Genomic DNA, 26,670 nt, shown 5'->3' on the forward strand with positions numbered 1-26,670 from the left:
AGATTTTTACACAGATCGCTCAAAAAAAAGGCGCGCGAGCCGCGCCCCGATCGCGATCGCCCTTGGCGAAAGTTCAATCTCTAAGCTCTTCGTCGTTGCGACTCTATATCCTCCAATGCAGGCGGCCCGGTAGAGGCGGTTCGCGAACCGCCCCTACCGACGTTCGCAACCATTCGACCATTTCGTGAATCTCCGGAGGCGGTGGCGGCGTCAACCGCGACCCTACCAAAGTCAGCACCCCGCTCTCAAGAGACGGAGTGCTGACAGGATCGGACATTTTTGCGATAATTGTAGAGCAACTTCGGGAATCTTATCTTTTAGCGGCAAAAATGAGGGAGATCGCGCCGATCGCTTGCCGTTCAAGTCCCGAACCCCCCACAATCCCTAGAGCCTTACTTTCCCGAAGGTCTCCAAGGCTTCGATCGCCCTCTCATTCGTTTCAAATCATCTTGAATCGATCGAGTCGGACGATTCCAAGCCGTCTACAAGTCACAACCTGTTCTCAGTGCCAGCTTAAACAAAGATCGCCCCAGAGATCGCCGCTCGTTTCGATCGCGGCGCCATGTTCGAGTGCATTGCAAGCAGCGTTCGGAATGAAGCTGGCGTGAGGCGGGGGAGACCTTTGCTACTCTAGGTTCGGGAAAATCATGAGATGACTCATTCTAGAAACGGCATCCTAACTATTATCCAATAACTATTCACAAATTTATACGAATGACTGATATTGCTAACGCGAATCAAAACAGGAAACCTACTGCCAATATTTTAGTCATTGACGATACCCCAGATAATTTACGTTTGTTGGGTAAAAGCTTAAGACAGTTGGGATATGGCGTGCGCTTGGCGAAAGATCCTCAATTGGCTCTCCAGTCGGCGATCGCGCGGCCACCGGATTTGATTCTGCTCGATATCATGATGCCGGAACTCGACGGTTACGAAGTCTGCGCTCAGTTGAAAGCCAACGAGGGAACGCAGCAGGTTCCGGTCATTTTTTTAACCGCTAAGGGAGAAGTATTAGATAAAGTGCGAGCCTTTGAATTGGGGGCGGCGGACTATATTACCAAACCCTTTGCAATGGAAGAAGCGATCGCCCGTATTCAAAATCAACTCAAATTTTCCCACCTCTCGCAAGAATTAATCCGTCAGAAAAATTTACTGCAGCAAGAGATGCAAGCGCTACAAAACTTTCGTAGCATCTCGCCGTCTTCTTCCCCGAGTTTGAGTCCCGTAGCGTTACGGGGGAACGCGGAGGCGAATGAAACGGTAGTCCCGGATTTGGTGGTGGATCCGCCGTTCCCCGAGAGCAGCGCCTTGCAAGAATCGTTATTCAAGCACTCCCAGGCGATCGAAAAACACTGCTTGCGCCTCTCCCCAGCGACCACCGTCGCCGAGGCGATCGCCCGCATGAGTCAAGAAGGGTTCAGTTGTGCCTTAGTCGTCGAAAATAACCAGTTGGTGGGACTGTTCGCCGAACGGGATATCGTCAAAATGGCAGCCGAAGCGATCGCCCCCGACGAAATCTTACTCTCCGACGTGATGACTCCCGATCCGATCGCCGTCAACGTCTGCGAAGCGATCGACATCTTCTCGATTTTATCCATACTGCGCCAGAACCGGATCCGGCATTTACCCGCGATCGACGAATCGGGTCAAATCGTCGGCTTGATCACCCAAAGCAGCATCCGTCAAGTCCTCCAGCCGACAGACTTACTCAAATTGAAGCAGGTCGATCGCGCCATGACCCGCAAAGTCATTCACTGCGCGCCGAGTGCTTCCCTCTTAGAAATAGCGCGACTGATGGCGACCTACCGCATTAGTTGCGTCGTCATCGCCGAACCCAACAACGGATCCGTTGGCGATGCAATTCCGATCGGCATTATTACCGAACGCGATATCGTTCAATTCCGAGCCTTAAACCTCGATTTAAAGGCGATCGCCGCGCGAGAAGTGATGAGTGCCCCCCTGATGCCGATCGAAGCCGGGGACTCCTTGTGGACGGCCCATCAGTTGATGCAACGCCATCGCATTCGTCGTTTAGTCGTCACCTCCGACAACGGCACCCTCGCCGGGATCCTCACCCAAAGTAGTCTCCTCGCCGCTCTCGATCCGGTGGAAATGCAGGCCACCTTAGAGGTCTTGCGCCAACAAATCGACCGTCGCATCAGCCAGTTAAACGAAGTCAACCAACGCCTACAGCAAGAAATTAGCGCCCGCGAACGGGAATTGCGACAACGCACGATTCTCGAACAGGAACTCAGGACCCAGAATCTGCGCTTGCAGGCGGAAATTCAAGAGCGCATTCGCGCCGAAAACGCCCTCGCCAAGCAAGAGCAACTGTTCCGTACCGTCGCCGAAAATGCCCCGGCAGCGATAATGCGACTCGATCGCCAGTATCGCTACCTCTATGTCAACCGCATGACTGAAGATATTGCCGGGATAGTGGCGGATGAATTCATCGGCAAAACCAGCCGCGAGTTAGGATTTGACGAATCCTGCGTGGGCCAGTGGGAAACGACGATCGCCCAAGTGTTCGATCGCCGCACGGCCCAAAGCATTGAATATGAATTACCCGGATCCAACGGCATTCGCTATTTTTCAGCCCGCATCGTCCCCGAATTCGACCATACCGGGGAGGTCGCCTCGGTACTGGCGATCGCTCACGATATCGGCGATCGCAAACGACGGGAACAAGCGTTGCGATCGATTGTCGAAGGAACCGCCTCCACGACCGGGGACAATTTCTTTTACGAATGCACCCGCTATCTCGCCCAAGTCCTCCAAATCCGTCACGCTTTAATTGCCGAACAAGCAGATCCCGAATTTACCAAAGCGCGCACGTTGGCGTGGTGGGCCGGAGACAGTCATCGGGAAAATATCGAATACGAACTCGCGGGAACTCCCTGTCAAAAAGTATTTCGAGGGGAAGCGTGCTTTTATCCCGATTCGGTGCGCGATCGCTTTCCCGACGATCCTTATTTTCCCCAACTGAAGATCGAAAGTTATTTCGGCATTCCCCTCAACGATTCTAAGGGACGCGCGATCGGTGTCCTCACCATTTTTGACGAAGAACCGATGGAGAACGATGCCGATACCCAGACGATCTTAAAGATTTTTGCCGCCCGCGCCAGCGCCGAACTCGAACGCAGACAAGCGGAGAAAACCTTAAAACAGCAAGCTGCCGCGATCGCCGCCACCACCGACGGCATCGCCATTCTCGACCCCCAGAATCGCTATACCTATTTAAACGCGGCTCACCTCCAGATTTTCGACTACGAACGCCCGGAGGAACTCTTAGGCAAAAGTTGGCAACAGCTCTATCCGAGTAGAGAACTCGAACGTTTCGAGCGCGAAGTCATTCCCCAGTTGCTGGAAAAAGGCTCTTTCCGCCTCGACGCGATCGGTTTGCGCCGGGACGGTCAGGAGGTTCCCCACGAAGTCTCGGTTTCCCTGCTCGACAGTGGCGATCGCATTTGCATCATCCGCGACTGTACCGAACGCCAACAAGCGCAAGCCGCCTTACAAGAGAGCGAACAGCGCTTGCAAGTGGTTCTCGAAGGCAGCGATTTAGGTTGGTGGGACTTGAATCTCGCCACTGGGGTCGTTTATTTCTCCGAGCGCTGGAAAACCATGCTCGGTTACCGCGACGAGGACATCGAGAACGACCCCAACGCTTGGTTGCAATTAGTTCATCCCGACGATCTAGAGACGAACTTAGGGTTACTCAATACTTGTTTAGAAGGTCGCAGCCCTACTTACGAAGCCGAATTTCGGATGTTGACCCGTTCCGGCGAATGGAAGTGGATCCTCGCCCACGGCAAAGTTGTCGATCGCGACGAGCGAGGTCAGGCGCTTCGCATGGCGGGAACTCATAAAGATATCGACGATCGCAAACAAGCCGAAGCCGAACGCCTAGAATTATTAGAGCGCGAACAAGCCGCCCGCAGCGAGGCGGAAGAGAACCGCAGCCGGGTCGAAACGATCCTCGAAAGTATCAGCGATGGCTTCTTCACGACCGATCGGCAATCGCAAGTGACCTACATGAACCAACAAGCCGAAGTCTTGTTACGAAAAAGCCGCAGCGAACTGCTCGGCGAAAATTTGTGGGAACACTTTCCCGAAGCCGTCGGGACTAAATTCGAGCGGGTTTACAACCAGGTGATGACCGAGCAAGTCCCGATCGGTTTTACCGAATTTTACCCGCCGTTGGCGGTCTGGTTTGAAGTACACGCTTATCCTTCAAAAGATGGGATTTCTATTTATTTTCAAGATGTGACCGATCGCCAGCAAGCGGAAGAGAATTTACGCGATCGCGAGCAGTTTTTACGCAGTATTTACGAAGGGATCGAAACGGCAGTTTTCATGGTCGATGTTTTAGACAATGGCGAGTTTCGCTATGTCGGCATCAATCCCACTAACGAGCGCTTGACCGGAATCACCGACGCCGAGTTAAGAGGGAAAAGCCCTCAAGAGATGTTACCCCCTGCGGCAGCCCGAGCCGTTACGAATTATTACCGCATGTGCGTGGAAGCACGAGCGCGCATCAGTTATGAAGAATGTTTGCCCTTTCGAGGGCAAGACACCTGGTGGATTACCAACTTAACGCCCTTGTTCGATCGCCACAATCGCGTTTATCGCTTGATCGGAACGTCTTTTAATATCAGCGATCGCAAAGCGGCGGAAATCGCCCTGCAACAGCAACTCAAACGCGAGCAACTGCTCAAGTCGATTCAAGAGCGGATTCGTTCCTCGCTCAAACTCGATGAAATATTGGCGATCGCCGCACAAGAAATTCGCAATTTCCTCGGCTGCGATCGCGTTTTAATTTACGAAGTTTTGTCAGAAGAACGGCGCCATCTGCTTACAGAATCCCTCGCTCCGGGATGTCGGGCGATCTTGGCAGAAAGAGAGTACCAAGACAGTATATTTTCTCAATGGCAAGAACGAGGCAAGTTCGGAAGTATTGTAAAAATTGACGACATCGAAACTGCCGATCTCGACCCGGAATTCGTAGAGTTTATGAAGCATTTCGCGATTAAAGCGAAACTAGTTGTCCCGATTTTAAAAGATCGGAAAAATTGGGGTTTAATCGCCGCTCACTCCTGTACGAAATCAAGAAAATGGTATAATTACGAGGTTGAAGCGCTCCAACAACTTTCCGTACAGTTGGCGATCGCCGTGCAACAATCGATCCTGTTCGAGCAAGCTCAAACTGAAATTGCCGAACGCAAAAAAGCCGAACTTGCCTTGAGAGAAAGTCAAGATTTCGTCCGTCGAATTGCCGATACTTCGCCGAATCTACTCTATATTTTTGACGTCATCGAACAGTGCAATATCTATACGAATCGGGAGATTGCCGCTACTCTCGGTTACAGCTCGGAAGAAATTAAAGCAATGGGCAATAATTTATTGCCCAGTATCTTACACCCCGACGATTTATCCAAAATTCCCGAGCATTTTAAGCAACTCAATCGCGCCCAAGATGATGAAGTCGTGGAGTTAGAATATCGGCTGCGAAATGTGCGCGGAGAATGGCGCGATATTCTCGCGCGCGAAGCAGTTTTTGCCCGCACGCAAGAGGGCAAACTCAAGCAATTAATCGGTACTGCATCGGACATTACCGAACGCAAAAAAACGGAAGCGGCCCTGCGTGAAAGTGCGGAACGGGAACGAGCCCTCGCGGCGGCGATCCGCCGAATCCGTCAATCCCTCAATTTAGAGACCATTTTTATCACTACCACGGAAGAATTAAGGGTTTGTCTCGATTGCGATTGCGTCTCTATTTACCGCTTCGATGACGACTATCGCGGTCAATTCATGGCGGAGTCGGTCGCCAAACCGAAATTCTCAACCCTCGGCAAATCGAAAGAGCGACAGCTTCAAGTTGTTGACGAGGAATCGAACCACTGCGGACTAGAAAATTTATTAAATTCTCCACATTTATGGGAGGAAGATCCGTACTACTCTACAGGTGAAAATCGACTGGAACTGAGCGAGACCACTTGCTTAGTCGTCGAAGATATTTATGAGAAGAATTTTAGGGATTGCTATCGCGAACGACTGGAATCTTTCCAGATTCGAGCCTATCTGATCGTGCCGATTTTTTGCAACTCCCGAGTCTGGGGGTTGCTGGCGGCTTATCAATGTTCCGGCCCACGAGAGTGGAAAACGAGCGATCGCAAAATGGTCATCCAAATTGGCAATCAATTAGGAGTCGCTTTACAGCAATTTGAACTGCTCAATCGCACCCAAAAGCAATCGGAAGCCCTCGCGCAAGCTGCGATCGCCGCCGATGCCGCCAACCGCTCTAAAAGCGAATTTCTGGCCAATATGAGCCACGAATTGCGAACCCCACTCAATGCGATTCTCGGCTTCGCTCAAATCATGGTCGCAGACGATGGTCTTAACTCCGAACAACGCCGCAATTTGGAGATTATCAACCGTGCGGGTGCCCACCTGCTCGATTTAATTAATGATGTTTTGGAAATGTCAAAAATTGAAGCGGGGAGAATTCAATTAAACGAAAGTGATTTCGACTTGCTCTTACTGCTCGATACCTTGCAAGAAATTTTGAACGTTAAAGCCAATAGCAAAGGATTGGATCTCATTTTTGAGCGATCGCCCGACGTCCCCCAATTTATCTGTGGAGATGAAGGCAAATTGCGTCAAGTCCTGCTCAATCTCATCGGTAATGCTATCAAATTTACCCACAAGGGTTCGGTCACTTTGCGCGTCACCCTCAAGAATGAGGCGACTGAGGCGGGTTCGGGCGATCGAGATTCCCCGTTCGATTACAATTTGGTATTTTCAGTAGAAGACACGGGGGAAGGAATCGCTCCCGCAGAAATGGGCAAACTCTTTGAAGCCTTCGGTCAAACTGAAAGCGGACAAAAATCGCAACAAGGAACGGGATTGGGTTTACCCATTTCACAGAAATTTGTAGAATTAATGGGAGGAAGTATAGAGGTTTGGAGTGAACGCGATGTCGGAAGTATTTTTAGTTTTACGATTTTGGCTAAAGCCAGTTCTAGCGAAAACATCGGCGAAAAGTTAGCTCCCAAAGAAGCCCTCGAACTGGCTCCCCATCAACCTCAAATTAACATTTTAGTCGTGGACGATCGCGACGAAAGCCGCTTACTCGTGCGTGAAATGCTCGCAGCTCTCGGTTTTGCCGTCCGAGAAGCCGCAAACGGTCTCGACGCGATCGACGTTTGGCGCGATTGGCAACCGGATCTCATTTTGATGGACATCCGAATGCCCGTTATGGATGGATTACAAGCGACCCAAAAAATTAAAGCTCAAGCCGCAAGGCAACAACCGATTATTATTGCCCTCACCGCCAGTGCGTTTGAAGAAGAACGTTCTAGCATTCTCGCCGCCGGATGCGATGATTTTATTCGCAAACCCTTCCAACGAGATGATTTACTCGATAAAATTCGGGAACATTTAGATATCGAATATATCTACAAACAAGACGACAACGAAGCGACAGACAGTGTAAGACTAACAACTCCCCATTCCAACCAAAAAGATGACTTAAATTTGCTTTTGGCAGAAATGCCCGATCGATGGGTTCGACAAATTTATGAAAATGCCGCTCGATGTATCGATGACAACATTTTAGAACTGCTCGAAGAAGTCCCCGAAAATGCAGCTTATTTAGCTGAGACTTTAAGGGATTGGGCGAATAATTTCCAATTCCAAAAGATTATGGAATTCATCGATCGTGAAAAACCAGGGAGTTAAGCTGTTGAAACAAGATATCTTGATCGTTGACGATACCCCGGATAACTTGCGCGTGTTATCTTCTTTATTAGCCAGTCAAGGGTATTTAGTTCGTAAAGCTTTAAATGGGCCGCTCGCTTTACAAGCTTGTCAGAAACAGTTACCGGATCTGATTCTGCTCGATATTATGATGCCGGAAATGGACGGCTATGAAGTGTGCAATCATCTCAAATCCGACCCCACTACTCAAAACATTCCCGTCATTTTTATCAGCGCCCTCGACAATCCATTTGATAAAGTCAAAGCGTTTAATATTGGCGGCGCCGATTACATTACCAAACCCGTTCAAGCGGAAGAGGCGATCGCCCGCGTTTCCCATCAACTGACGATCGCCGAACAGCAACGACAACTCGCCGAACAAAATGCCCAATTGCAACAGTTAAATCAAAAGCTGAAGCGATCGAATGCCGATTTAGAACAATTCGCCTATCACGTCGCCCACGATTTGCGATCGCCGATTCAGAGTATCATTTTATTCGCCGAACTCGCCGAAGATCGCTTCGAGGACTGTCTCGGAACTAAAGGTCGAGACTATATGGAGGGTATCATTAATTCGGGACTGAGAATGAAAGATACCATCGACAATTTACTCACTTATTCGCGGGTCGAACTCAGTAAAAATAACTTCCAACTCACCGATTGCGAACAAGTTTTAAGCGAAGCATTGGCGAATTTAGCCGAAGAAATTAGATCTTCCGGCGCGGTCATTACCCATTCAAATTTACCGACCCCGATCGCCGATCGCACCCAACTGGTGCGCCTGTTTCAAAACTTAATCGGAAATGGGATCAAATTTCGCGATACTGATATCGTCCCTCAAATTAAAATTGGAGCGGAATTGATGGGCGATCGTGAATGGATGTTTTCGATACAAGATAACGGAATCGGGATCGCACGGGAATCCTTCGAGCGCATTTTTGAGATTTTCGAGCGCTTGGATACCTCCAAAAAATATCCCGGAAGTGGGATCGGAATGGCGATTTGTAAAAAAATTGTCGAACGTCATGGGGGTAAAATTTGGCTCGAATCCGAACTCGGTCGCGGAACGACCTTTTACTTTACCTTACCCGCCCAAGGGAGCGTTAACCCTTAAATCTAAAGCGATCGGAGTGAATCGGCGATCCTCTCCGACCCTCGTAGTTATCTTGTTATATTTTGATGGGTGGCTAACAATTAAAGATCGTTAAAGATCTGAAAAATTGCCTCTTTAAAAATTACTCCAATGGAAAATAAATCCAGCGAAACCGACTATAAAGCAACCATTTTGGTCGTTGACGATACGCCGGACAACTTGCGCGTGGTATCGGCGATTTTAGTCGATCGGGGATATCAAGTCGGCAAAGCTTTAAACGGACAACTGGCACTGATGGCGTGCAAACATTTATCTCCGGATTTGATTTTACTCGATATCAATATGCCGGAGATGAACGGCTATGAAGTTTGTAAAAAATTAAAAACAAACCCACAAACACAAGAAATTCCGATTATTTTTATTAGCGCTCTCGACGATGTTCTCGATAAAGTTAAGGCTTTTGAAGTTGGCGGCGTCGATTACATTACTAAACCGTTTCAATCCGCCGAAGTGATTTCGCGCGTTGACAGTCACCTGAAGTTGCGATCGCTGCAAATTGCCCTACAAGCACAGAATGACTCTTTAGAACGAGAAATCGAACAGCGCCAAAAAATACAAGAGGCTTTAGAACTGAGTGAAGCGCAAAATCTCGCCCTCCTCAATGCAATTCCGGATTTGATGCTGCGGATTAGTGCGGACGGTATCTTTTTAGATTATCGCATGGCTAAAAATAGCGACGATGCCAATCAAAACTCCGTGCGGGCTAATCTGTTAACGAGCTTTGCAGCTTCGACGAGTTCACCGGGGAGCGATCGCCTGTCTCCTTCCTATACTAATCCACAATCTAATCCTCATCTAAAACTGCACGCTTCCCTATTTCCCGAAGTCGATCGCCCCGAACAGCACAATCCTTACATCGGTCAAAAACTCACCGATATTTTATCGGAAGATTTGGCCTTTTGGATGATGCACTATACGCAACAAACCCTGATGACTTCGCAAATGCAAGTGGGTGAGTTCGTCCAACAAATTGACCGTCGGTGGCACGGTTACGAGGCGCGATTTGTCAAAAGCGGTCCGTCGGAAGTGCTGGCGATCGTGCGCGATATTTCCGAACGCAAACAAGCGGAAGCGGAACGCTTGAAAACAGAAGCGATTTTGCGCGCGCAGAAGCAACAGCTCGAAAAAACTTTATCCGATCTCAAACAAGCTCAAGCGCAACTCATTCAAAGCGAAAAAATGGCGAGTTTGGGGCAACTCGTCGCCGGAATTGCCCACGAAATCAACAATCCGATCAATTTTATTTATGGCAATGTTTCTTATTTAAAACAGTATGCGATCGAATTATTAAAAGCTTTAGAGTTTTACCAACATGAATTTAAGGGGGGCGATCGCGATGACGGTGACGATCTGGATCTGGACTTTTTGAAAAGCGATACCCAAAAAATTTTAAATTCCATGCAAAATGGAGCCGATCGCATCCGCAAAATTGTCACGTCTTTACGTAATTTTGCGCGACTCGACGAAGCGGAAATGAAGTGCGTGGATCTTCACGAAGGGATCGAGAGTAGTTTGGTGCTGGTCAGACACCGATTGAAACGCGAAGCGGGCGATCGCCAAATTCAGGTGATTAAAGAATACGGCGATTTACCCAAAGTCATGTGTTATCCCAGCCAACTGAACGAAGTCTTTTTTAATTTGCTCAATAACGCGATCGATACGATCGAAGAAAAGTTGAAAACCACGACAGGTTCATCCGAGGCGGAGGACGACGATCGCGGTTGGATTCGCATTCGCACGGAAACGACGGCTGAGGGGACGGTGACGATTCGGATCGCCGATAGTGGTTTGGGGATTCCGGAGTCGGCGCGATCGCGCTTGTTCGATCCCTTTTTCACGACCAAATCCCCCGGTAGCGGTACGGGATTGGGACTGTCAGTGAGCTATCAAATCGTCGTCCAAAAACACCACGGTCAGATCCTTTGTGATTCGACGCCGGGACGGGGGACGGAGTTTATACTAAAAATACCTATCAATCCGAGTGAGAAAGAATAAGCGACTCAGTAAATACCTGAGCGAGGAGCCGGAGGGGGCGATCGCCTGTTTTGCCATTGGCGGAGGACCCTACAGCGACGAAGCGAAGCCGATCCACTTTCACGGTGCAAATGGTAAAGTGAAAAGCAATCGACCATAGAATCTCTGATTCATTCAATTCAAGGGAAAAAGCAATCATGGTTCAACGCGGTTCTAAAGTTCGTATCTTGCGCAAAGAGTCCTACTGGTACAAAGATGTCGGCACCGTCGCATCTGTGGATCAAAGCGGCATTATCTATCCGGTGATCGTTCGCTTTGACAAAGTAAACTACTCTGGGGTCAACACCAACAACTTCGGCATGGAAGAAGTTGTCGAAGTTGAAGCCCCCAAAGCGAAAGGTGGCAAAAAAGCCGCTAAAAAATAAGCGCGCTGAGTCGTTCGCGGCGATCGCGACAAGTCCAACCGTTGCCTAATTCGGTGGTAGCGCGCTTCGAGCTTGTTGCTGTTAGCCGCACGGCAAGCAGCCCTTCACCTGGATGAACCGTGCCTGAATTACCTGAAGTTGAAACTGTGCGCCGAGGTCTCGAAACAGCGACTCTCGGCGCTTTAATTGTGGGTGGGGAGGTACACTTAGAACGCACGATCGCCCACCCCGTTTCGGTTGGAGCTTTTTTAGCCGGACTCTCCCACTGCGCGATCGCCGCATGGCAGCGCCGGGGGAAGTATTTACTCGCTCGTCTGGAAGCGCGCGATCGCCCTTCCGGCGAGAAGGATGGGGGATGGCTCGGGGTTCACTTACGGATGACCGGACAATTGCTGTGGCTCTCTCCTGACGAACCCCTACAAAAACATACCCGGGTGCGCTTGTTCTTGGATGGCGATCGCGAGTTGCGCTTTGTGGATACGCGCAGCTTCGGTCAAATGTGGTGGGTTCCGCCGCAAACTCCGGTGGAGGCGATCGTTAGCGGACTCGCTCAACTCGGTCCCGAACCGCTCTCGGCGGACTTTTCCCCGGATTATCTCTACGAACAACTCCGCCGCCGCCACCGTCCGATCAAAACGGCGTTACTGGATCAGGGGATCTTGGCGGGATTGGGGAATATTTATGCAGATGAATCGCTCTTTTTAGCGGGAATCTTGCCGATGACGCCCTGTAACGCCCTCGATCGCTCTCAAACGCAGCGTCTCTACGAGAGCATCGTTAAAGTTTTGCAAACGGCGATCGCCGAAGGCGGGACGAGTTTCAGCACCTTTCTCAACCTGCACGGGGTCAACGGCAACTATACGGGGGTGGCTTGGGTTTACAAGCGCACCGGAGAACCTTGCCGTCTGTGCGCTACGGCGATCGAGCGGGTTAAATTGGCGGGGCGATCGACCCATTTTTGTCCCCAATGTCAGGGACTTTGAGAGTTTAGAGTTTAGAGTTGGGATTTTTTAGATTTTCAGGGGATGGTGTTGGGAGTTGCAGTCGGTAACTCGGCGTTTTGTGTAGTGTTGATTTTATAAAATCATCTGGGCTTGTGCCCCTAAGACCCACCCTCGATCGGGAAGGAGGGCGATCGCCTGTCAAATATAAGAAATATTTAAAAGTATTTAGAATTATTGAGAAGTATGGCGGAATTTTGAGGCATTTGAGGAAATCTTGAGAAATGATTTGTAATTTTTTGTAACGTTAAAGAAAAACTCCACAGTTGAGGCAGTCCGTCCCCCCCGCCCCCGAGCCAGCGATCGCCTCACGGGGACGTAAAATAAGGGAGGAATTCAATACCGATCTATCCGCAAAAGATAACTTATGGCCATCAAAAAAGGTTCTTTCGTGCGCGCGATTCGCGAAAAGTTAGACAATAGTGTAGAAGCCAAAGCCAGCGATTCGCGGTTTCCGCCTTATATCTTTGAGACCAAGGGGGAAATCCAAGAAATTCGCGACGAGTACGCTTTAATCAAATTCGGAGAAGTGCCGACCCCGAACATTTGGTTGCGGGTCGATCAACTCGAAGAATTCAAATAGCCCGGTTCGATCCTCACATTCTTACCCCATAGTGACATCATGAACTCTACTGCGTTTACGCCTCCAACCTGTCATCGTCCCCGAGTTGCCGTGATTGGTGCCGGACGAGTCGGCAGTACCCTCGCTCAGCGCATCATCGAGAAAAACCTCGCCGATGTCGTGCTGCTCGATGTGGTCGAAGGCTGGCCCCAAGGCATTGCCCTCGATCTGATGGAGGCGCGCGGAGTAGAGCGTCACGATCGCGCGATCGTCGGAACCAACGACTATGCAGATACCGCCAACGCCGATGTAGTGGTGGTCACCGCAGGTCGTCCCCGGCGCCCCGGCATGAACCGAGACGATTTGATCGTCAGTAACGCTCAGATCGTCGCCGGGGCCACGGAACAGGCGATCGCGCGATCGCCCAACGCGATCGTACTCGTCGTCACCAACCCCCTCGACGTGATGACCTATGTCGCCTGGGAAAAAAGCGGATTGCCCGCCCGTCGCGTGATCGGAATGGCTGGCGTTCTCGACGCGGCCCGGTTTAAAACCTTTATTTCGATGGAATTGGGCGTTTCCATTCGAGAAATTGACGCGATGGTCCTCGGGGATCACGGTCAATTAATGGTTCCCTTACCCCGTTACTGCACCGTCAACGGGATCCCCCTCACCGAACTGATGGACGATCGCGCGATCGATCGCCTCGTCGAACGGACCCGTCACGGCGGGACGGAAATCGTCGAATTGATGAAAACCGCCAGCGCTTATTTTGCCCCGGCGTCTGCCGCCTGCGCGATGGTCGAAGCCATCTTACGAGACGAATCGCGCATTTTGCCGGGGGCAGCCTATCTCGAAGGCGAGTATGGTTTAAACGATCTGTTCCTCGGGGTTCCGTGTCGGTTGGGTTGTCGCGGGGTGGAAAAAATTATCGAACTACAGCTCGACAGCGCCGAACGGGAAGCTTTTGAGGCTTCGGCGAAATCTGTCGCCGCGCGCATCCACAAAGCCAAAGAGCTTTTAAGCGATAAAATCTAGTTGTTGCGACTCGGCGACAGTCGATCGCTCGGTTTCGAGGAGCGGTGGCGAGGACAAGTTCGCGGGATCGATCGCGGAACTCAACTCGCCGACTCTTCGTCGGGAACCAACAGCGCCAGCAAGAACAACGGAACCGCAGCGACAGTTAACAGCACGACAAACACCGTCGCTTGCACCCCAGAAACCACAGCTTTCTTGAACCGCAGTGCCGTTCGCGCGGACTGCTTCGCTACCTCGCGGGAGGGAACGGGTACGGGAAGCCAACTATAGAGCCGTTGAGTTTTCATAATTTGCAGAGGGAATATTTATGGATTTCGGAGTGGCGATCTCAACTTCCGAGTCTTTTTCCTCAGACGCGATCGCGGAAGTTGCCTGACCTGTTTTCGTTGCCCCCATCTGGTCAGTACAATTCGGTTGTGAAGATATTTCGACTATATCAGAGGGTCTAGTCCCTATCCCTCAGCCATTATACGGATTTGTTGCCCGATCGAGCCTCTGCGATCGCCGCACCCCTTTGCCCTCAGAGGCGATCTCCTCCTTCAAATTTTACCAAAATTGTAGCCGTTCTCATTTGGCGATCGGGTCTGCTAAGATAACTCCGGTCGAGATCGTGCGGGCAACGGGAACCTCGCCGCGTTCGGTTCTCCCCCCTCTGTTGAAATGCGATCGCCTTTACCTCCGTGGCTTCTGCCGTTGTAGTGCAGGTAACCGAACCCTAAATCCCGGGGACGGCGCCGATCGCAAAAGGCTTTTCCTGGGGCGATCGCGGGGTTCAATGTCAATTTAAGAATATTTTTACTTCAAGCCATCTAAATGCGATCGCCTCCCGACGCTCAATCCCGGCTTAGACGGGGAATTACCGGAGATTTCCTCTATTTGCGGGGGGATCGAAGCCGATTGTAAGCCACCCTTCAAAAGTTAAAAATTCCCAACTTTCGCCGGATTAAAATAGAGATCGATGGCATAATGATAAGCTCTTGGGTTAAACTCCTAAAGCGGCTCGAACCCGAGCGAAAAAATCCTCTCTACTCCCTCGTGAGTTTCAAGGGTTTTCCGAGGGCGCGATCGCTGGAAAATCGATAAACCATCGAAAAATCTGCCTCGAACGGAAAAATCAACGCCAGATAAAAACCGAGGATAACAAGATGTTGCAAAAAATCTTAGGTCTTAGGAAAGACAGCGAACGTCAATTTTCCGAAGCAGAAGCACTCGCGGCGATCGCCGTATCTGCAGTAGCGGCAGATCATTTCTTCGTCGATCGCGAAATGGAAACCCTGTTAACCTTGCTGTCGGAAATGCCCCTCTACCAGCGCTATTCCGAACGGCGGTTGCACCAAATGCTCAATCAACTGCTCGAACGGGTTCAAGTCAAAGGGACGATCGCCCTCGTGCGCGAAGCTAAAGACGTATTGCCGCGCGAGTTATATCCCAAAGCCTTTCGGGTAGCTACCGAAATTGTCTGGGCGGATGGCGTATTTAACCGCAGAGAGCAGGAATTTTTGAACGATCTCCAGGGAATTTTAGAAATTCAGACCGAAACCGCCTCATAACTTCCCGGAGAACCGACGGCGATCGGCAAGGGTTGGCTCGGTCACCTCTATCTCTAGGATGGCGCGCGGATGGGGACTCGCCGGATAAAATGGGTCAGATTCAACCCAGAGATATCCGCGAAAGAAACAGCCGAAGTAATGATTAATGCCTTACAACCCGTCCAAAACGCCATCGAAAACTTGCTGCGCGGTGCCGTCGAGTCCCTCCCTTCGATCTTCCTCGCGATCGCGATCCTGTTCGCAACGCGATCGGTCGCCGGGATCGTGCGCCGGATCGCTCAAGCGACCGGGGAGAAAACGATTAAAAGTCGGTCTTTGCGATCGCTGTTAGTCCAGACCAGTTTTGTTTGTGCCTGGTCCGTGGGCATTCTGATCGCCTCGGTGGCGGCGTTTCCCGACTTGCGCCTCGGCGACATCATCGGTTTACTCGGTCTGAGTTCCGTTGCCATTGGTTTCGCCTTTCAAGATATTTTCAAAAACTTTCTCGCCGGGATTTTATTGTTGCTGCACGAACCCTTTCAACTCGGAGATCAAATTATCGTCGAAGGGTACGAGGGAACCGTGGAAGAAATTTCGATCCGTTCCACTCAGATTCGCACCTATCAGGGGGAACGAATTGTCGTCCCGAATGCGATCGTATTTACCAATGCGGTCAATGTGTTGACGGCTTTTAGCCACCGACGCACGGATTTGGCGATCGGGGTCGATTACAATACGCCTCTGGCGCAAGCGGTGGAGACGTTATTAGATGCGGTGGCGACTGTGGAGGGCGTCTTGACTCAACCGAAACCCGAGGTCGATATTGTCGGTTTTGGGGACAGTTCGATCGATATGGTGGTGCGCTATTGGACGTTTCCGGAAAAGGCGCAGGTTCGACGGACGCAAACTCAGGTGATGATGGCGCTCAAGACGGCGTGCGATCGCGCCGAGATTAATATTCCCTATCCGATTCGGACTCTTTATTATTTCGATCAAGAGAAATTCGACGACCACTATGCGGTTGCGGCGAATGGCGATCGCGCCAACTAAGTTTTCCCCAACTCGCTCAATCGCAACAGAGCATTCGGTCTTCGATCACCTTCCAGGTGGTGGGGGTGACGTCCCGCGCCACCTGGTAGCAGCGCACGATCGTCCAATTGGCGCGTAGATAGTCGGCGAGTTCCTGTCGTTCGGCGTCGGAGAGGTCGAGCCACTGGGGATCGCACTCCCAGGCGACCGACCAGCTTTGACGAATGCGATCGCGGAAACCGAAATGAATCTCGCAGGAGTCGTTATCGCTGGGAATAGCCAGTTGGAAGACTTCTAAGCTTTCGATGAGCCGGGATCCGTTCTCGAATAATTGCATTTGTTCGAGTTCGCGGGCCAATATGCTGACGAAGGCCAGATCGCGGATGCGATCGACCGCGACATCGAGATTGCGCTTGAGGGCAAAGTCTACATCGAAGGGGAGTTGACGGGCGCGATCGCGGGCGAGTTTTTGGGCGAGATCTCGGGTCAGTTCCCGGGCGCCGCGATCGAGGTCTAAGGCGCGATGGCGGGCAAAGGTAAGGTTTCGGGTCAGTTCGCGGGCCGATCGGCGGGCGCGGGAGATCGGGGCGATCGCGTCGAGTTCTAAGATTTGGGCGAGGTCGAGGGCTGCCTGTACGGCGCGATCGTTCCCGGCGAGCAAGTCGATTTCGGCGCCGAGTTCTCGGGCGGCGTCGGTCATCCGTTCGGCGTTGGGGGGTTTTAAGGTACTGTCGATCGCCAAAATTAGAAACAGGGCGGCGGCGCGGCGGGCGCTAGGTTTGTACGGGCCGCGAATGCCATCGGCGAGGCGATCGCACCACTGGAGCAAGCTTTTGACTTTGCTCGACCTGACGAAGGCGCGCCCTGCGGCTTCGATCAGCAGCAGTAATTTATCCGCCTTCGGTTGGCGAATCCCCGCTAAAAATAAGAAGACTGCTTGCCATTGTTCGCACAGTAACAACTCGTTGGCGGTTTGGGCACTGAGTCGGTGCTGTTGGATGTAGCGAGCACTGAGATATTCTTGCAAGCTTAAATGGGAAAAGGCGCATTCTTCGGGGTCGAGGTCGTGTAGGATCCCCGACCCAATACCGATCGCGGCGACCGGATCGATCGCCCTCGGATCCGGGTTGAGTTCCGGCGGGCAATGGTTGCCGATTTCCGAGGGAGAAAACCAAAAGGAATTGGAGACTAAGCCGCGATAGGCGAGTTCGGACAACCAATCGATCGCTCGTTGGCGAGGATTGGCGCAGGGGAGAGGCGCGCCCGCGATCGCCTCGGTTTCGCTCAAGGCGCGATCGAGGAGCAGGTCGATCGCCCGGGCGTACAAAGCGCTGGCGTCGTCGGGTAACTGTTGCGATCGCGCGTAGACCCAGCAGAGTAAGATCGCGCCGAGAGGGGTGCGCGCCAGGTTTCGGGCGGCCCCCTGGTTGAGGCGGTCGAGGTCGTGCCAAAAGGCGCTGCGCCGCGATCGCTCGGTTCCGGTGCGCTCGAACCACAGGGAACTCAAATGGTGGCACTGGCGATCGTCGAGGGGGGCGATCGCCACGGACTGAAACTGTCGGGCATTGAGATCGAGCAAGCGGGCGATCGCGGCGGGTTCCGGCAAGGTCGGCGCGCCGGGAACGAAGCCGAGACGGTCGCTGGCAATGTAGCGATTTTTCGGATATTGGCCGATAAACTCTTCAATTTGTGCGATCGTTTTCCGGGCGGTAGCTCCGGCAACTTGGCCGACTCCATCTAGTATAATACATAATCGACCAGCACTTAAAGCTTTTTCGGTCAATTTTTCCGGGGACGGAAAGCCAACCCGACGAAAGCGTTCGGCAATTTCTTTTTGCAGTTGCAGTTTGGGGTCGGTAAAGCTTTTACACTCGATATAAACGGGGAGATAAGATTGTTTCCAAATCTGCCCGAGTTTGCGACCCGCGAGGGTTTCGACGCCGATGGTTTTTAAAACCGTGGATTTACCGGAGCCGGACGGACCGAGAACTAACAAATAGGGAATGGCATCGGCCAATTCCAGGGCCGATCGCCCGTCGGCGGATGGCGAAGGTGCGACGAAGCCCTCGTCGCGGTTCCCGGCGAGGACGAGCTGCACGTCGAACTGTCGGGCGGTCAGGGGAACGACCGCATTACAGCCCAAAAAACGGAGGACGCCGTAGTGTCGGAGGAACTGGGCGGCATAGCGGGCGGCGCCGTCGGCGATCGCGTCGGCGGTGGTACGGTCGAGGGCTTTGGCGATCGCCGTCAACAAAGGGGGGCGACCGTCAAAGAGGATTTCCCGCGCTACTGCCGTCACGTGAGCGCTCGCCTCGGCGATCGGGGAGTCGATGTCCTTCATGGGAAGGGAAAATACGCAGATCTTACCCCGATCCTAACTCTAAATCGAGTCGGTCTCGGCAGTGGCGATCGCCCTCAATCGATAAAATCGATCCGGGGTCCGTCGTCATTAGCGCGATCGCCATTGCGCGGGTTGCTGCCCGAGTTAGACGCCGCATTCGTTTCCTCGGCCCGGTTCGGTTCTCCCTCGTCCGTAGGAACGGGTAAGGGATTGGGGGTGGCCGTCGGCGCGGGGGTTTGAGGACTCGGCGTGGCGACGTCGGGTTCGGGAATCGGCGGAGGTTCGAGCAGCAACTGCCAACCTTCGATTTGGTTTTGCGCCTGTCGGTACACCGAGGAATAGTAAGGCACTTTTTGCGCCAGTTCGATCGCCGCTTCGAGATCGTAGACCGATTGTTCTTGAGCGAGATCGAGCAGTCGCTGACTCCAATCGTCGATGGCGGCATCTGCGGAAGCGCGCAAGGGAGAGAGGGTCGAGATTTGGTTGGCCGTATCGATCGCCTCGGTCAACTGGATCGAAGTCACCGCCGCATCCCCAATTTTATAGGCGCGATCGAGTAATTGCCCGTCGCGGATTTGACCTTCCCAGACGTCGATCGCCGATTGCGCTTCGCTATAGAGCAACCGACCGGGAGAAATAGTTTCCGCGATCGAGATCGCCGCTTTGAGATCTCCCCGGTCGGCGGCGGCCCAGGCGCGATCGAGGGTCGGCTGGTCTTCCATGCGTTCGATCTCGTCGGTCCAGGCATCGATTTTCCCTTGGGCTTCGTCGTGCAGCGCCCGATTGCTCGGGATTTTCCGGGCGATCTCGATCGCCGACATCAACGAGGCGCGATCGCCGTAGCGAGCCAGATCGGTTGCTTTTTGCAAGTAGGGGCGGTCTTCGGTAATTTGGATTTGTTCGTTCCAGCGATCGATCTCCTGTTTCGCTTCCTGCCATTGGGGATTGCCCTGACGCACTAACTGGGCTTCGGCAATGGCGGCGCGCAGATCCCGGACGCTGCCGAGTTGGGCTAAATCCCGCGCCCGTTCTAAATAGCCGACATCTTGAATGCTTTGCTGCCACTGGGCGATCGACTGTTGGGCTTCTCGGTATAAGGGGCGATCGGATCCGATTTGCCGAGCTTTGGCGATCGCGTCTTCCAACGATTGCACCGTCGAACGCCATGCCATCCCTTGGGCTCGGGCCAACTCGACAAAATCTTCCGCTTCTTTCTTGACCGAGGTATTGGCGGGTACTTGGCGGGCGATGTAAATCGCATCTTGAGAATTGCGCTCGTCCAAGCGCTGGCGGGCTAAGGCGAGGATTTGCTTCGCCAAATCGTTAATTAAACTGCGCGATTCTTTATAAACTTTACTTTTCGGATCGATCTGCTCGACGATTTTAATCGCTTCGTTGAGGTTGTCGATACCGCCGCGATCGGCCAAATCCCGGGCTTTATTGAGAATATTGCCGTCTTCCCGGGTGGTTTCGATCGCTTGGGCGAGGGCGTCGTACTGGGTAGTCGCCCAGTAGGTGTTATCGAGGGCGGGTAACTGGCGTAAGTAGCGGTAGGCTTGTCCCCAGTTTTCTTTTTCTAAGGCGTCTTCGGCTTTTTTGTAGAGATCTTCGGCTTCTTTCCAAATCGACTCCCAGCGAGCGATCCGTTCCTCGACCAAGTTCGCGGCGGGGACGTCGGTGGGGATTTGACGGGCGACGGCGATCGCCTCGGATAATTTACCTTGGTTAAAGGTTTCTTCGGCCAAATCCAGCAGTTGAACCGACCATTTTTCGATCTGTCGGTTGATTTCCGGGCGTAAGGGGTGATCCTGGGGCAATTTGTTGAGAATGGCGATCGCGTCGAGCAAGCCGTCCGCATTTTGGCGGTTGGCGGCCCGTTGGGCGCAGTAGAGGCGATCGCCTGCGGAGGACATCATCCCGAAATGCTCGCTACAGTTCGGAATGGCGGGCAGGCGCAACAACATCATCAACGCTCCCGTCCCCAAGCCCCCGCAGACCACCAAGGTCAGCAGCGCCCAAAACGGCCAACTAGTGACCCATTTCATCCACAGGGGGCGGGGAGTTTCCGGTCGCGGTCTTCGCGGTCGTCGGGAATTGAGTTTCCCCGGGGGTGCGCTCTTGGAGACTGCCGAGTCTCGTTCGCGCGGCGACAGGGGCGCAGAATCGCCGGGGGAATGAGAAGCTGCCAGATGGCTCGGCGTTGCCGCGCCGTCCCAGGCCATGTTTGCCGCTCGTCGAGCAAACGCACCTTTAGGCCGATCCGACAATCCCGACCACAAGTCCGGGCGATCGGAATTGGAAGGGCGTGCTGCTTGCCAGCGATCTGGAAGTTCGTGATTGTTAGTCATAGCCTACCGATTAATATCTCGTGCAGCAGCCGCGTTGGCGTCGAGGGCGATCCGTCGTGCGACTGCTCGCGTCTGAGAGGGCAAAATACTGTCGGGCTTTCTCCCAGAGCCAAATTCAACGAAGAACGGCAGTCCATATTCGCTGCTTGTTAGTCTCGATCTTTTGCCTCAGATGTCCCAACCTCTTGCCCGATCTGCGTTTTTCGATGCACTATTTTGCACGATTTGGGTTCTTTACTTCTCTACACGCCTGATTTAGAAATTTCCGGGTTCGGTCATTTCGGCGAGGTTTACGACCGCTTTGAGGGGCGATCGAAGCCGTTAAAAGTCGCCGATCCTCTAGGAAAAAAAGCACTCCGCCCTCAGTATAAAAGGATCGGGAAGAATTCGGAAGGAGCGAGCCGGGTGGGGAGGGGCGATCGCCGTTGCCATGCAACCCCCCGGTGGCCGATCCCCCCGCGATCCCGACCCTGAATTCGAGGCGATCGCCTTCAAACTCTCCCCTCGCTTTCAATGGTTAACGGACCCTTCGCGGTTGCGATCGCTCGGCGATCGTAACCGCGTTTTTCTGTTCGAGATTATCTCAATTTACCGACGAGTTTGTCTGTAAATCATGAATCAGTTCTGCCAGTTGTTCCTCGGTTGCATTGTAAACTTCGCCACAAAAATGACAGGTCGCTTCCGCACCATTGTCTTTTTCGATCATGTCTTGAAGTTCGGCTTCGCCCAATAATTTCAACGCCCCTAACATGCGCTCGCTGGAACAGCCGCAGTGAAAACGCACCAGTTGCGGTTCCGGCAAAATCTCCAATCCCAAATCGCCGAGCAGTTCTTGCAAGATATCGCTGAGGGATTTCCCCGCTTGCAACAAGGGCGTGAATCCGCGCAGTTGACCGACGCGCTGTTCTAAGGTCGCGACGAGTTCTTCATCCCGCGCCGCTTTGGGCATCACTTGCAGCAACAACCCCCCGGAGGCTTCCACCCCTCCGGCGCCGACAAAGACGCCGACGACCAACGCCGATGGAGTTTGTTCGGAGGTGACCAGATAGTTCGCCACGTCGTCGCCGATTTCCCCCGAAACCAGTTCGACGGTACTGGAGTAAGGATAGCCGTAGCCTACGTCTCGAATCACGTAGAGATAGCCGTCGGCTCCCACTGCTCCCCCCACGTCGAGCTTACCTCGCTGGTTCGGCGGCAGTTCGACGCCGGGATTGTCTACGTAACCGCGCACGGTGCCGTCGAGTCCCGCATCGACGAGAATCCCGCCTAACGGTCCGTTGCCTTTGACGCGAATGTTGACCCGCGATTGCGGTCGTTTCATGCTCGACGCGAGCAGCAAACCCGAGGACATAGTACGCCCGAGGGCTGCCGTCGCCACGTAGGATAAATCGTGCCGTTGGCGGGCTTCTTCCGTGAGGCGGGTGGTAATGACGCCCACTGCCCGAATGCCGCCGTCTGCTGCCGTTGCTCTAATTAACCGATCCGCCATGAAGACCTTACAATTCTTAACAGATTTTACTCTTAATTTATCTTAATCATCTTAAAATTGGTCTGATGTTGGGCGATCGCCCGAACCCTCGAACTCCTCTGCCATACTAAAAAAGATCCCCGGGACGGAGTTAAGTCATGTTAGGCAATTTTCAACAAAGCCAATTGAGAATTGAAATCGAAGCCTCCGAAGAGGACATTCGCGAGAGTTTGTTAGATCCGACCGAGTTGGAACGGTGGTTGTGGCCCGCTCGTTTGGACAGGGGTTTACCGGATCGCTTGACTGTCGGGACTCAATTTAAAACCCACATCGGCCCGATCGCGATCGCCCACGAAGTCGAAGTCGCCGACTCCCAAGGATTGCGCTTGTTACTGAGCGAGGGAATCGACGGCTTCCACGAATGGTATTGGGGAGACGGTTGGATTCAGTCCCGTTTGGAAGGGGTTTCCTTACTCCCCCTCAATTTGGGGCAAACGATGAATTTACTGCGGTTGCGCGAGTTTTTGAGCGCCAAACAACGCAGCCGATCGCACTAACCCGGCAAAGGCGATCGTCGCTCTCAGCCCGTGGGAAGCGCTGCAAAGCGCTCCGCCAGCGCCAGACGCGCTTGTTCGCGATCGTCAAAATGGATTTTTTCCGTTCCCAAGATTTGGTAATCTTCATGTCCTTTTCCGGCGATGACGACCCCATCTCCCGGTTGAGCTTGGGCGATCGCCGTGCGGATGGCTTGGGCGCGATCGCCGATTACCAAAGCTTCCGCGCTGTTGGGGATTCCGGCGACGATATCTTCTAAAATCCGTTCCGGATCTTCCGTGCGCGGGTTGTCCGAAGTCACTACGACGCGATCGGCCAATTCGGCGGCAATTTTCCCCATCATCGGGCGTTTGGTGCGATCGCGATCGCCGCCGCAACCGAACACGCAAATCAATTGCCCCTCGACAAACGGGCGCGTCGCTTTCAACACGTTTTCCAAACTGTCCGGGGTATGGGCATAATCGACGATCGCCGCAATTTTCTGCTCCGGAGACACGGTTACCCGTTCCATCCGTCCCGGAACTCCCCCAAATTCGGGCAGGACCGCAACCATCGCCCCCAAATCCAATCCCAAATGCAACCCGGCGGCGATCGCGGCGAGCAAGTTCGCCAAATTGTACTGACCCACTAACGGTAAACTAAACTCGGCGTCGCCCATCGGCGTGTGAACCGTTCCCTTCACTCCGGTCGCCTCGTAACTCAACTCGCTGGCGTACAAATCGGCGGACTCGTCGGTTAACGAATAACTCCAAACCCGTTCGCCCCCGACCCGTTCGATCAATTGCCGACCGTAGGGGTCGTCGGCGTTAATCACCGCCCGTCCTCGGAGGTATTCCGGCGCGAACAACCGCGCTTTCGCCTCGAAATAATCCTCCATATCCCGGTGGAAATCTAAATGATCTTGGGTCAAGTTGGTGAAAATTCCCACTTCAAAGGGAATTCCCAACACCCGATCTTGCGCCAACGAGTGGGAACTGACTTCCATCACCGCATATTGCGCCCCCGCTTTGACCGCTTCCCCTAACTGTTGGTGCAACTGCGGCGCGAAGGGGGTCGTGTGAATGGCGGTTTGCTCGAACCCGGGCCAGCGCGTGTACAAGGTTCCGAGTAAGGCGGTGGGACGGTTGGCGCGACTTAACAGGAATTCGACTAAATGGGTGGTGGTGGTTTTGCCGTTGGTTCCGGTGACGCCGACGGTGAAGAGCGATCGCGCCGGATTGCCGTAAAATTCGCTGGCGACGGCGGCGCAGACTCGGGTCATGTCGGTGGCGGCGATCGGTCGGACTCCCTCCGGGGCTTGGGGATGCACTTTGGCCGCCGCTTCCGTGCTGACGATCGCGGCTACGGCTCCGGCGGCGATCGCGCTCGGCCAAAAATCGCCGCCATCGACGCGGGTTCCGGGCATTCCGATAAATAAATCCCCCGGCTGGCAGGCGTGGGAGTTGGTGGTCACTCCCGTAATCTCGCACTCTAGTTGTGCCGGATCGTTGACTTGAATGCGATCGCCGAGACCGACTAATAAATCTTTTAATTTCATCGTTTCAATGACTCCCGTCGAGTGAGTACCGAGTGGGTGAGGGCGAGGCTGTCGCCCCCGTGCAGAGCTACATTTTGAGGCTCTTTTGGGTTGGTGTCCCCCGAGTTTTTAACACCGCTTTTGAGATTGCGGCTATTGTGAATCCCCACTCGGAAAATATTTCTGTAACATTTGCTTCACTTGTCCGACGCTGGCGCGCGGCGAAGGTCGCGGTAAGGGTTCTTCCCTCGGCCCGTCGGCGCCGTCGATTTTGCGACACAGTACGGGAACTTCATACTGATACGCCTGGAACCATTCCGGGCGGGTGGTGATATCTCGAATTTCGATCGCCAAGGGGAAGTCGTCGATCTGTTCGAGTTTTTCTTGCAGTCCTTCGCATAAGTGGCAGCCGGGTTTGCTATAGAGAATTAATTGCACGATCGTTCTCGGTTCAATGCCGCCCCGATGTAGGTTTTCCCTATTTTACGGGCGATCGCCTGTCGCACTCGCCCACCTCGGGCCGTCTTTGGGGCGATCGCTTCCGGGGAAGGGTTTTCGCTATTTTGTTTGAATCGTGCAATTAATGTTTCTTGATTAAGTTAAATTAACTTGCGATATTGTCGGGGATTGTAAACGGGCGATCGCTTGAAAAAATGTTGTATTTGATACCTTTTAGCGGTTCGATCCCGGGCGATCGCCCGGGATAATTCGGGGATTTCAAGGATAAAAAGCACTTGTCAATTTTCTAAAGCGATCGATATTTTTTGCAAGGTTAAAATAACTTTTTTGTGGGCAATCTAAAAATAGAGCATTTTCGTGCTTTTTTCGGGGGCGATCGCCGAATTTTCGCGCCAATGTTGCACCATCAAGCCGTATAATCTTCGCAATGGAACCCGCGCCTTTGGCGCCGCGTCCTCCCTCGGGGAGGCGATCGCTCCGAGGGAAACCCAAACATCGATCGCGAAACGCCGATCGCAAAACGCCTAAATTAATCCCCGTTTTCTCGGTGGGGAATAAAACAACCCCCCTAGGGTAAATTTTTTAATCGCTACAACCCTTACCCCACAAGCACTTTCCTACTCCTTTAGAAATAAAAACCGAATTCCCGATCGAGTTATGCGACTTTTGCGCTACCATAGTCCTTGGTAAACCCTAAGACTTCATTCAACCTACAAGCGAGTATGGTCTACACCCCAGAAGCACCAGTCGCCACCCGTCAGCAATTTGACATCGACAAACTCAACCAACAGTTTCAATTCGCCCACCCCCGCGAGATTCTCGCCTGGTGTATTGAAAATATCCCCCACGGCTTGGTGCAATCGACCGCTTTCGGTGTAAGCGGCATGGTCATCATGGATGTGCTTTACCGCGACTTGCAACCCCAACGTCGGGTCCCGGTGCTGTTCCTCGATACCTTGCATCACTTCCAAGAAACTTTAGATCTCGTCGAACAATCCCGAAAGCGCTACAACCTAGACCTACACGTCTACAAAGCCTTAGATGCGGATTCGCGCGAAGCCTTCGCCTTGCGTTACGGTGACGAATTATGGCATCGTGCCGTGGATAAGTTCCACTATTTAACCAAGGTCGAACCCCTCGAACGCGGTTTGAAAGATCTCGACACCGTGGCTTGGATCACCGGGCGCCGTCGCGATCAATCCCCCAGCCGCGCCAATATGGGCGTGTTTGAATACGACAAAAAAGGCCGTTTGAAAGTCAATCCCCTGGCGTACTGGACGCGCAATCAAACGTGGGGTTATGTCATCGAACACGGCGTGCCTTATAATGTCCTGCACGATCGCGGTTATGCCAGCATCGGCGACGAACCGCTTACCACTCCGGTCGCCGCCGGGGAACACGAACGGGCGGGCCGTTGGCGCGGTTCGGCGAAGATGGAATGCGGCATTCATCTTTAATCCCTTGAAGTGTTGAGATCGAACCGTTGAATCTACAAGGAAGCAGCAGTTAGT

The 26,670-nt window shown here is 52.9% G+C and carries 21 protein-coding genes; 12 read left to right on the top strand and 9 right to left on the bottom strand.

Annotation, left to right across the window (positions count from 1 at the left end):
* Positions 1–103: 103 nt before the first annotated feature.
* The gene (locus HCG48_RS15530; RefSeq protein ID WP_168569969.1) at positions 104–277 is read right to left on the bottom strand and encodes a hypothetical protein; all 174 of its coding nucleotides are present in this window, start codon (positions 275–277) and stop codon (positions 104–106) included.
* 437 nt (positions 278–714) lie between these two features.
* On the opposite strand from HCG48_RS15530, the gene HCG48_RS15535 reads away from it, so the two are divergent.
* The 7 genes from HCG48_RS15535 (at position 715) to mdh (ending at position 13,914) form a co-directional block, all read left to right on the top strand.
* Entirely contained in the window at positions 715–7,743 is a 7,029-nt protein-coding gene (locus HCG48_RS15535; protein ID WP_168569970.1) for a PAS domain S-box protein, read from the top strand.
* 4 nt (positions 7,744–7,747) lie between these two features.
* Positions 7,748–8,875, top strand: a complete 1,128-nt coding sequence (locus HCG48_RS15540) for an ATP-binding protein (RefSeq protein WP_246259577.1) — start codon at positions 7,748–7,750, stop codon at positions 8,873–8,875.
* Positions 8,876–9,004: 129 nt separating this feature from the next.
* The gene (locus tag HCG48_RS15545) at positions 9,005–10,909 is read left to right on the top strand and encodes a response regulator (RefSeq protein ID WP_168569971.1); all 1,905 of its coding nucleotides are present in this window, start codon (positions 9,005–9,007) and stop codon (positions 10,907–10,909) included.
* A gap of 176 nt (positions 10,910–11,085) precedes the next feature.
* Positions 11,086–11,313 (top strand): photosystem I reaction center subunit IV, encoded by a 228-nt coding sequence (locus tag HCG48_RS15550; RefSeq protein WP_168569972.1) that lies wholly within the window; start codon positions 11,086–11,088, stop codon positions 11,311–11,313.
* A gap of 119 nt (positions 11,314–11,432) precedes the next feature.
* Positions 11,433–12,296 carry a DNA-formamidopyrimidine glycosylase gene (locus HCG48_RS15555; RefSeq protein ID WP_168569973.1) on the top strand — a complete coding sequence of 288 codons (864 nt, stop codon included), beginning with the start codon at positions 11,433–11,435 and terminating at the stop codon, positions 12,294–12,296.
* Between the two features lie 385 nt (positions 12,297–12,681).
* Positions 12,682–12,897: an NAD(P)H-quinone oxidoreductase subunit O gene (locus HCG48_RS15560; RefSeq protein ID WP_168569974.1), complete on the top strand. Its 216-nt coding sequence runs from the start codon at positions 12,682–12,684 to the stop codon at positions 12,895–12,897.
* Between the two features lie 39 nt (positions 12,898–12,936).
* On the top strand, positions 12,937–13,914 hold the full coding sequence (mdh, locus tag HCG48_RS15565; protein ID WP_168569975.1) for a malate dehydrogenase: 978 nt from the start codon (positions 12,937–12,939) through the stop codon (positions 13,912–13,914).
* A gap of 80 nt (positions 13,915–13,994) precedes the next feature.
* On the opposite strand, the gene HCG48_RS15570 is transcribed toward mdh, so the two are convergent.
* Positions 13,995–14,201 (bottom strand): hypothetical protein, encoded by a 207-nt coding sequence (locus HCG48_RS15570; RefSeq protein ID WP_168569976.1) that lies wholly within the window; start codon positions 14,199–14,201, stop codon positions 13,995–13,997.
* A 300-nt stretch (positions 14,202–14,501) separates the two neighbouring features.
* The gene (locus HCG48_RS15575) at positions 14,502–14,696 is read right to left on the bottom strand and encodes a hypothetical protein (protein ID WP_168569977.1); all 195 of its coding nucleotides are present in this window, start codon (positions 14,694–14,696) and stop codon (positions 14,502–14,504) included.
* 363 nt (positions 14,697–15,059) lie between these two features.
* Between HCG48_RS15575 and HCG48_RS15580 the strand changes: the two genes are divergently transcribed.
* Positions 15,060–15,464: a tellurite resistance TerB family protein gene (locus HCG48_RS15580; protein WP_168569978.1), complete on the top strand. Its 405-nt coding sequence runs from the start codon at positions 15,060–15,062 to the stop codon at positions 15,462–15,464.
* 138 nt (positions 15,465–15,602) lie between these two features.
* Positions 15,603–16,493, top strand: a complete 891-nt coding sequence (locus tag HCG48_RS15585) for a mechanosensitive ion channel family protein (protein WP_168569979.1) — start codon at positions 15,603–15,605, stop codon at positions 16,491–16,493.
* A 16-nt stretch (positions 16,494–16,509) separates the two neighbouring features.
* Here the strand turns inward: HCG48_RS15585 and HCG48_RS15590 are convergent, their stop codons facing one another.
* From HCG48_RS15590 to hslO, 3 genes are all read right to left on the bottom strand, one after another.
* A complete protein-coding gene (locus HCG48_RS15590) occupies positions 16,510–18,813 on the bottom strand; it encodes an NACHT domain-containing protein (RefSeq protein WP_168569980.1) in 2,304 nt (767 codons plus the stop codon).
* Between the two features lie 74 nt (positions 18,814–18,887).
* Entirely contained in the window at positions 18,888–21,161 is a 2,274-nt protein-coding gene (locus tag HCG48_RS15595) for an AAA family ATPase (RefSeq protein ID WP_168569981.1), read from the bottom strand.
* Between the two features lie 583 nt (positions 21,162–21,744).
* The gene (gene hslO, locus HCG48_RS15600) at positions 21,745–22,650 is read right to left on the bottom strand and encodes an Hsp33 family molecular chaperone HslO (protein WP_168569982.1); all 906 of its coding nucleotides are present in this window, start codon (positions 22,648–22,650) and stop codon (positions 21,745–21,747) included.
* A gap of 137 nt (positions 22,651–22,787) precedes the next feature.
* On the opposite strand from hslO, the gene HCG48_RS15605 reads away from it, so the two are divergent.
* Complete coding sequence (locus HCG48_RS15605) at positions 22,788–23,186, top strand: hypothetical protein (RefSeq protein WP_168569983.1); 399 nt, start codon at positions 22,788–22,790, stop codon at positions 23,184–23,186.
* Between the two features lie 23 nt (positions 23,187–23,209).
* Here HCG48_RS15605 and HCG48_RS15610 read toward each other — a convergent pair whose 3' ends face one another.
* The 3 genes from HCG48_RS15610 to HCG48_RS26520 all read right to left on the bottom strand — a co-directional run bounded on the left by HCG48_RS15610 (position 23,210) and on the right by HCG48_RS26520 (position 25,434).
* Complete coding sequence (locus HCG48_RS15610; RefSeq protein ID WP_168569984.1) at positions 23,210–24,721, bottom strand: UDP-N-acetylmuramoyl-L-alanyl-D-glutamate--2,6-diaminopimelate ligase; 1,512 nt, start codon at positions 24,719–24,721, stop codon at positions 23,210–23,212.
* A gap of 132 nt (positions 24,722–24,853) precedes the next feature.
* The gene (locus HCG48_RS15615) at positions 24,854–25,138 is read right to left on the bottom strand and encodes a glutaredoxin family protein (protein ID WP_210437050.1); all 285 of its coding nucleotides are present in this window, start codon (positions 25,136–25,138) and stop codon (positions 24,854–24,856) included.
* A 161-nt stretch (positions 25,139–25,299) separates the two neighbouring features.
* Entirely contained in the window at positions 25,300–25,434 is a 135-nt protein-coding gene (locus HCG48_RS26520) for a hypothetical protein (RefSeq protein WP_281362008.1), read from the bottom strand.
* A gap of 82 nt (positions 25,435–25,516) precedes the next feature.
* On the opposite strand from HCG48_RS26520, the gene HCG48_RS15620 reads away from it, so the two are divergent.
* Positions 25,517–25,687: a hypothetical protein gene (locus tag HCG48_RS15620; protein WP_168569985.1), complete on the top strand. Its 171-nt coding sequence runs from the start codon at positions 25,517–25,519 to the stop codon at positions 25,685–25,687.
* A gap of 155 nt (positions 25,688–25,842) precedes the next feature.
* On the top strand, positions 25,843–26,616 hold the full coding sequence (gene cysH, locus HCG48_RS15625; RefSeq protein ID WP_320415741.1) for a phosphoadenosine phosphosulfate reductase: 774 nt from the start codon (positions 25,843–25,845) through the stop codon (positions 26,614–26,616).
* Positions 26,617–26,670 lie beyond the last annotated feature (54 nt).

Source organism: Oxynema aestuarii AP17 (genome assembly GCF_012295525.1).
Taxonomy (GTDB): Bacteria; Cyanobacteriota; Cyanobacteriia; order Cyanobacteriales; family Laspinemataceae; genus Oxynema; species Oxynema aestuarii.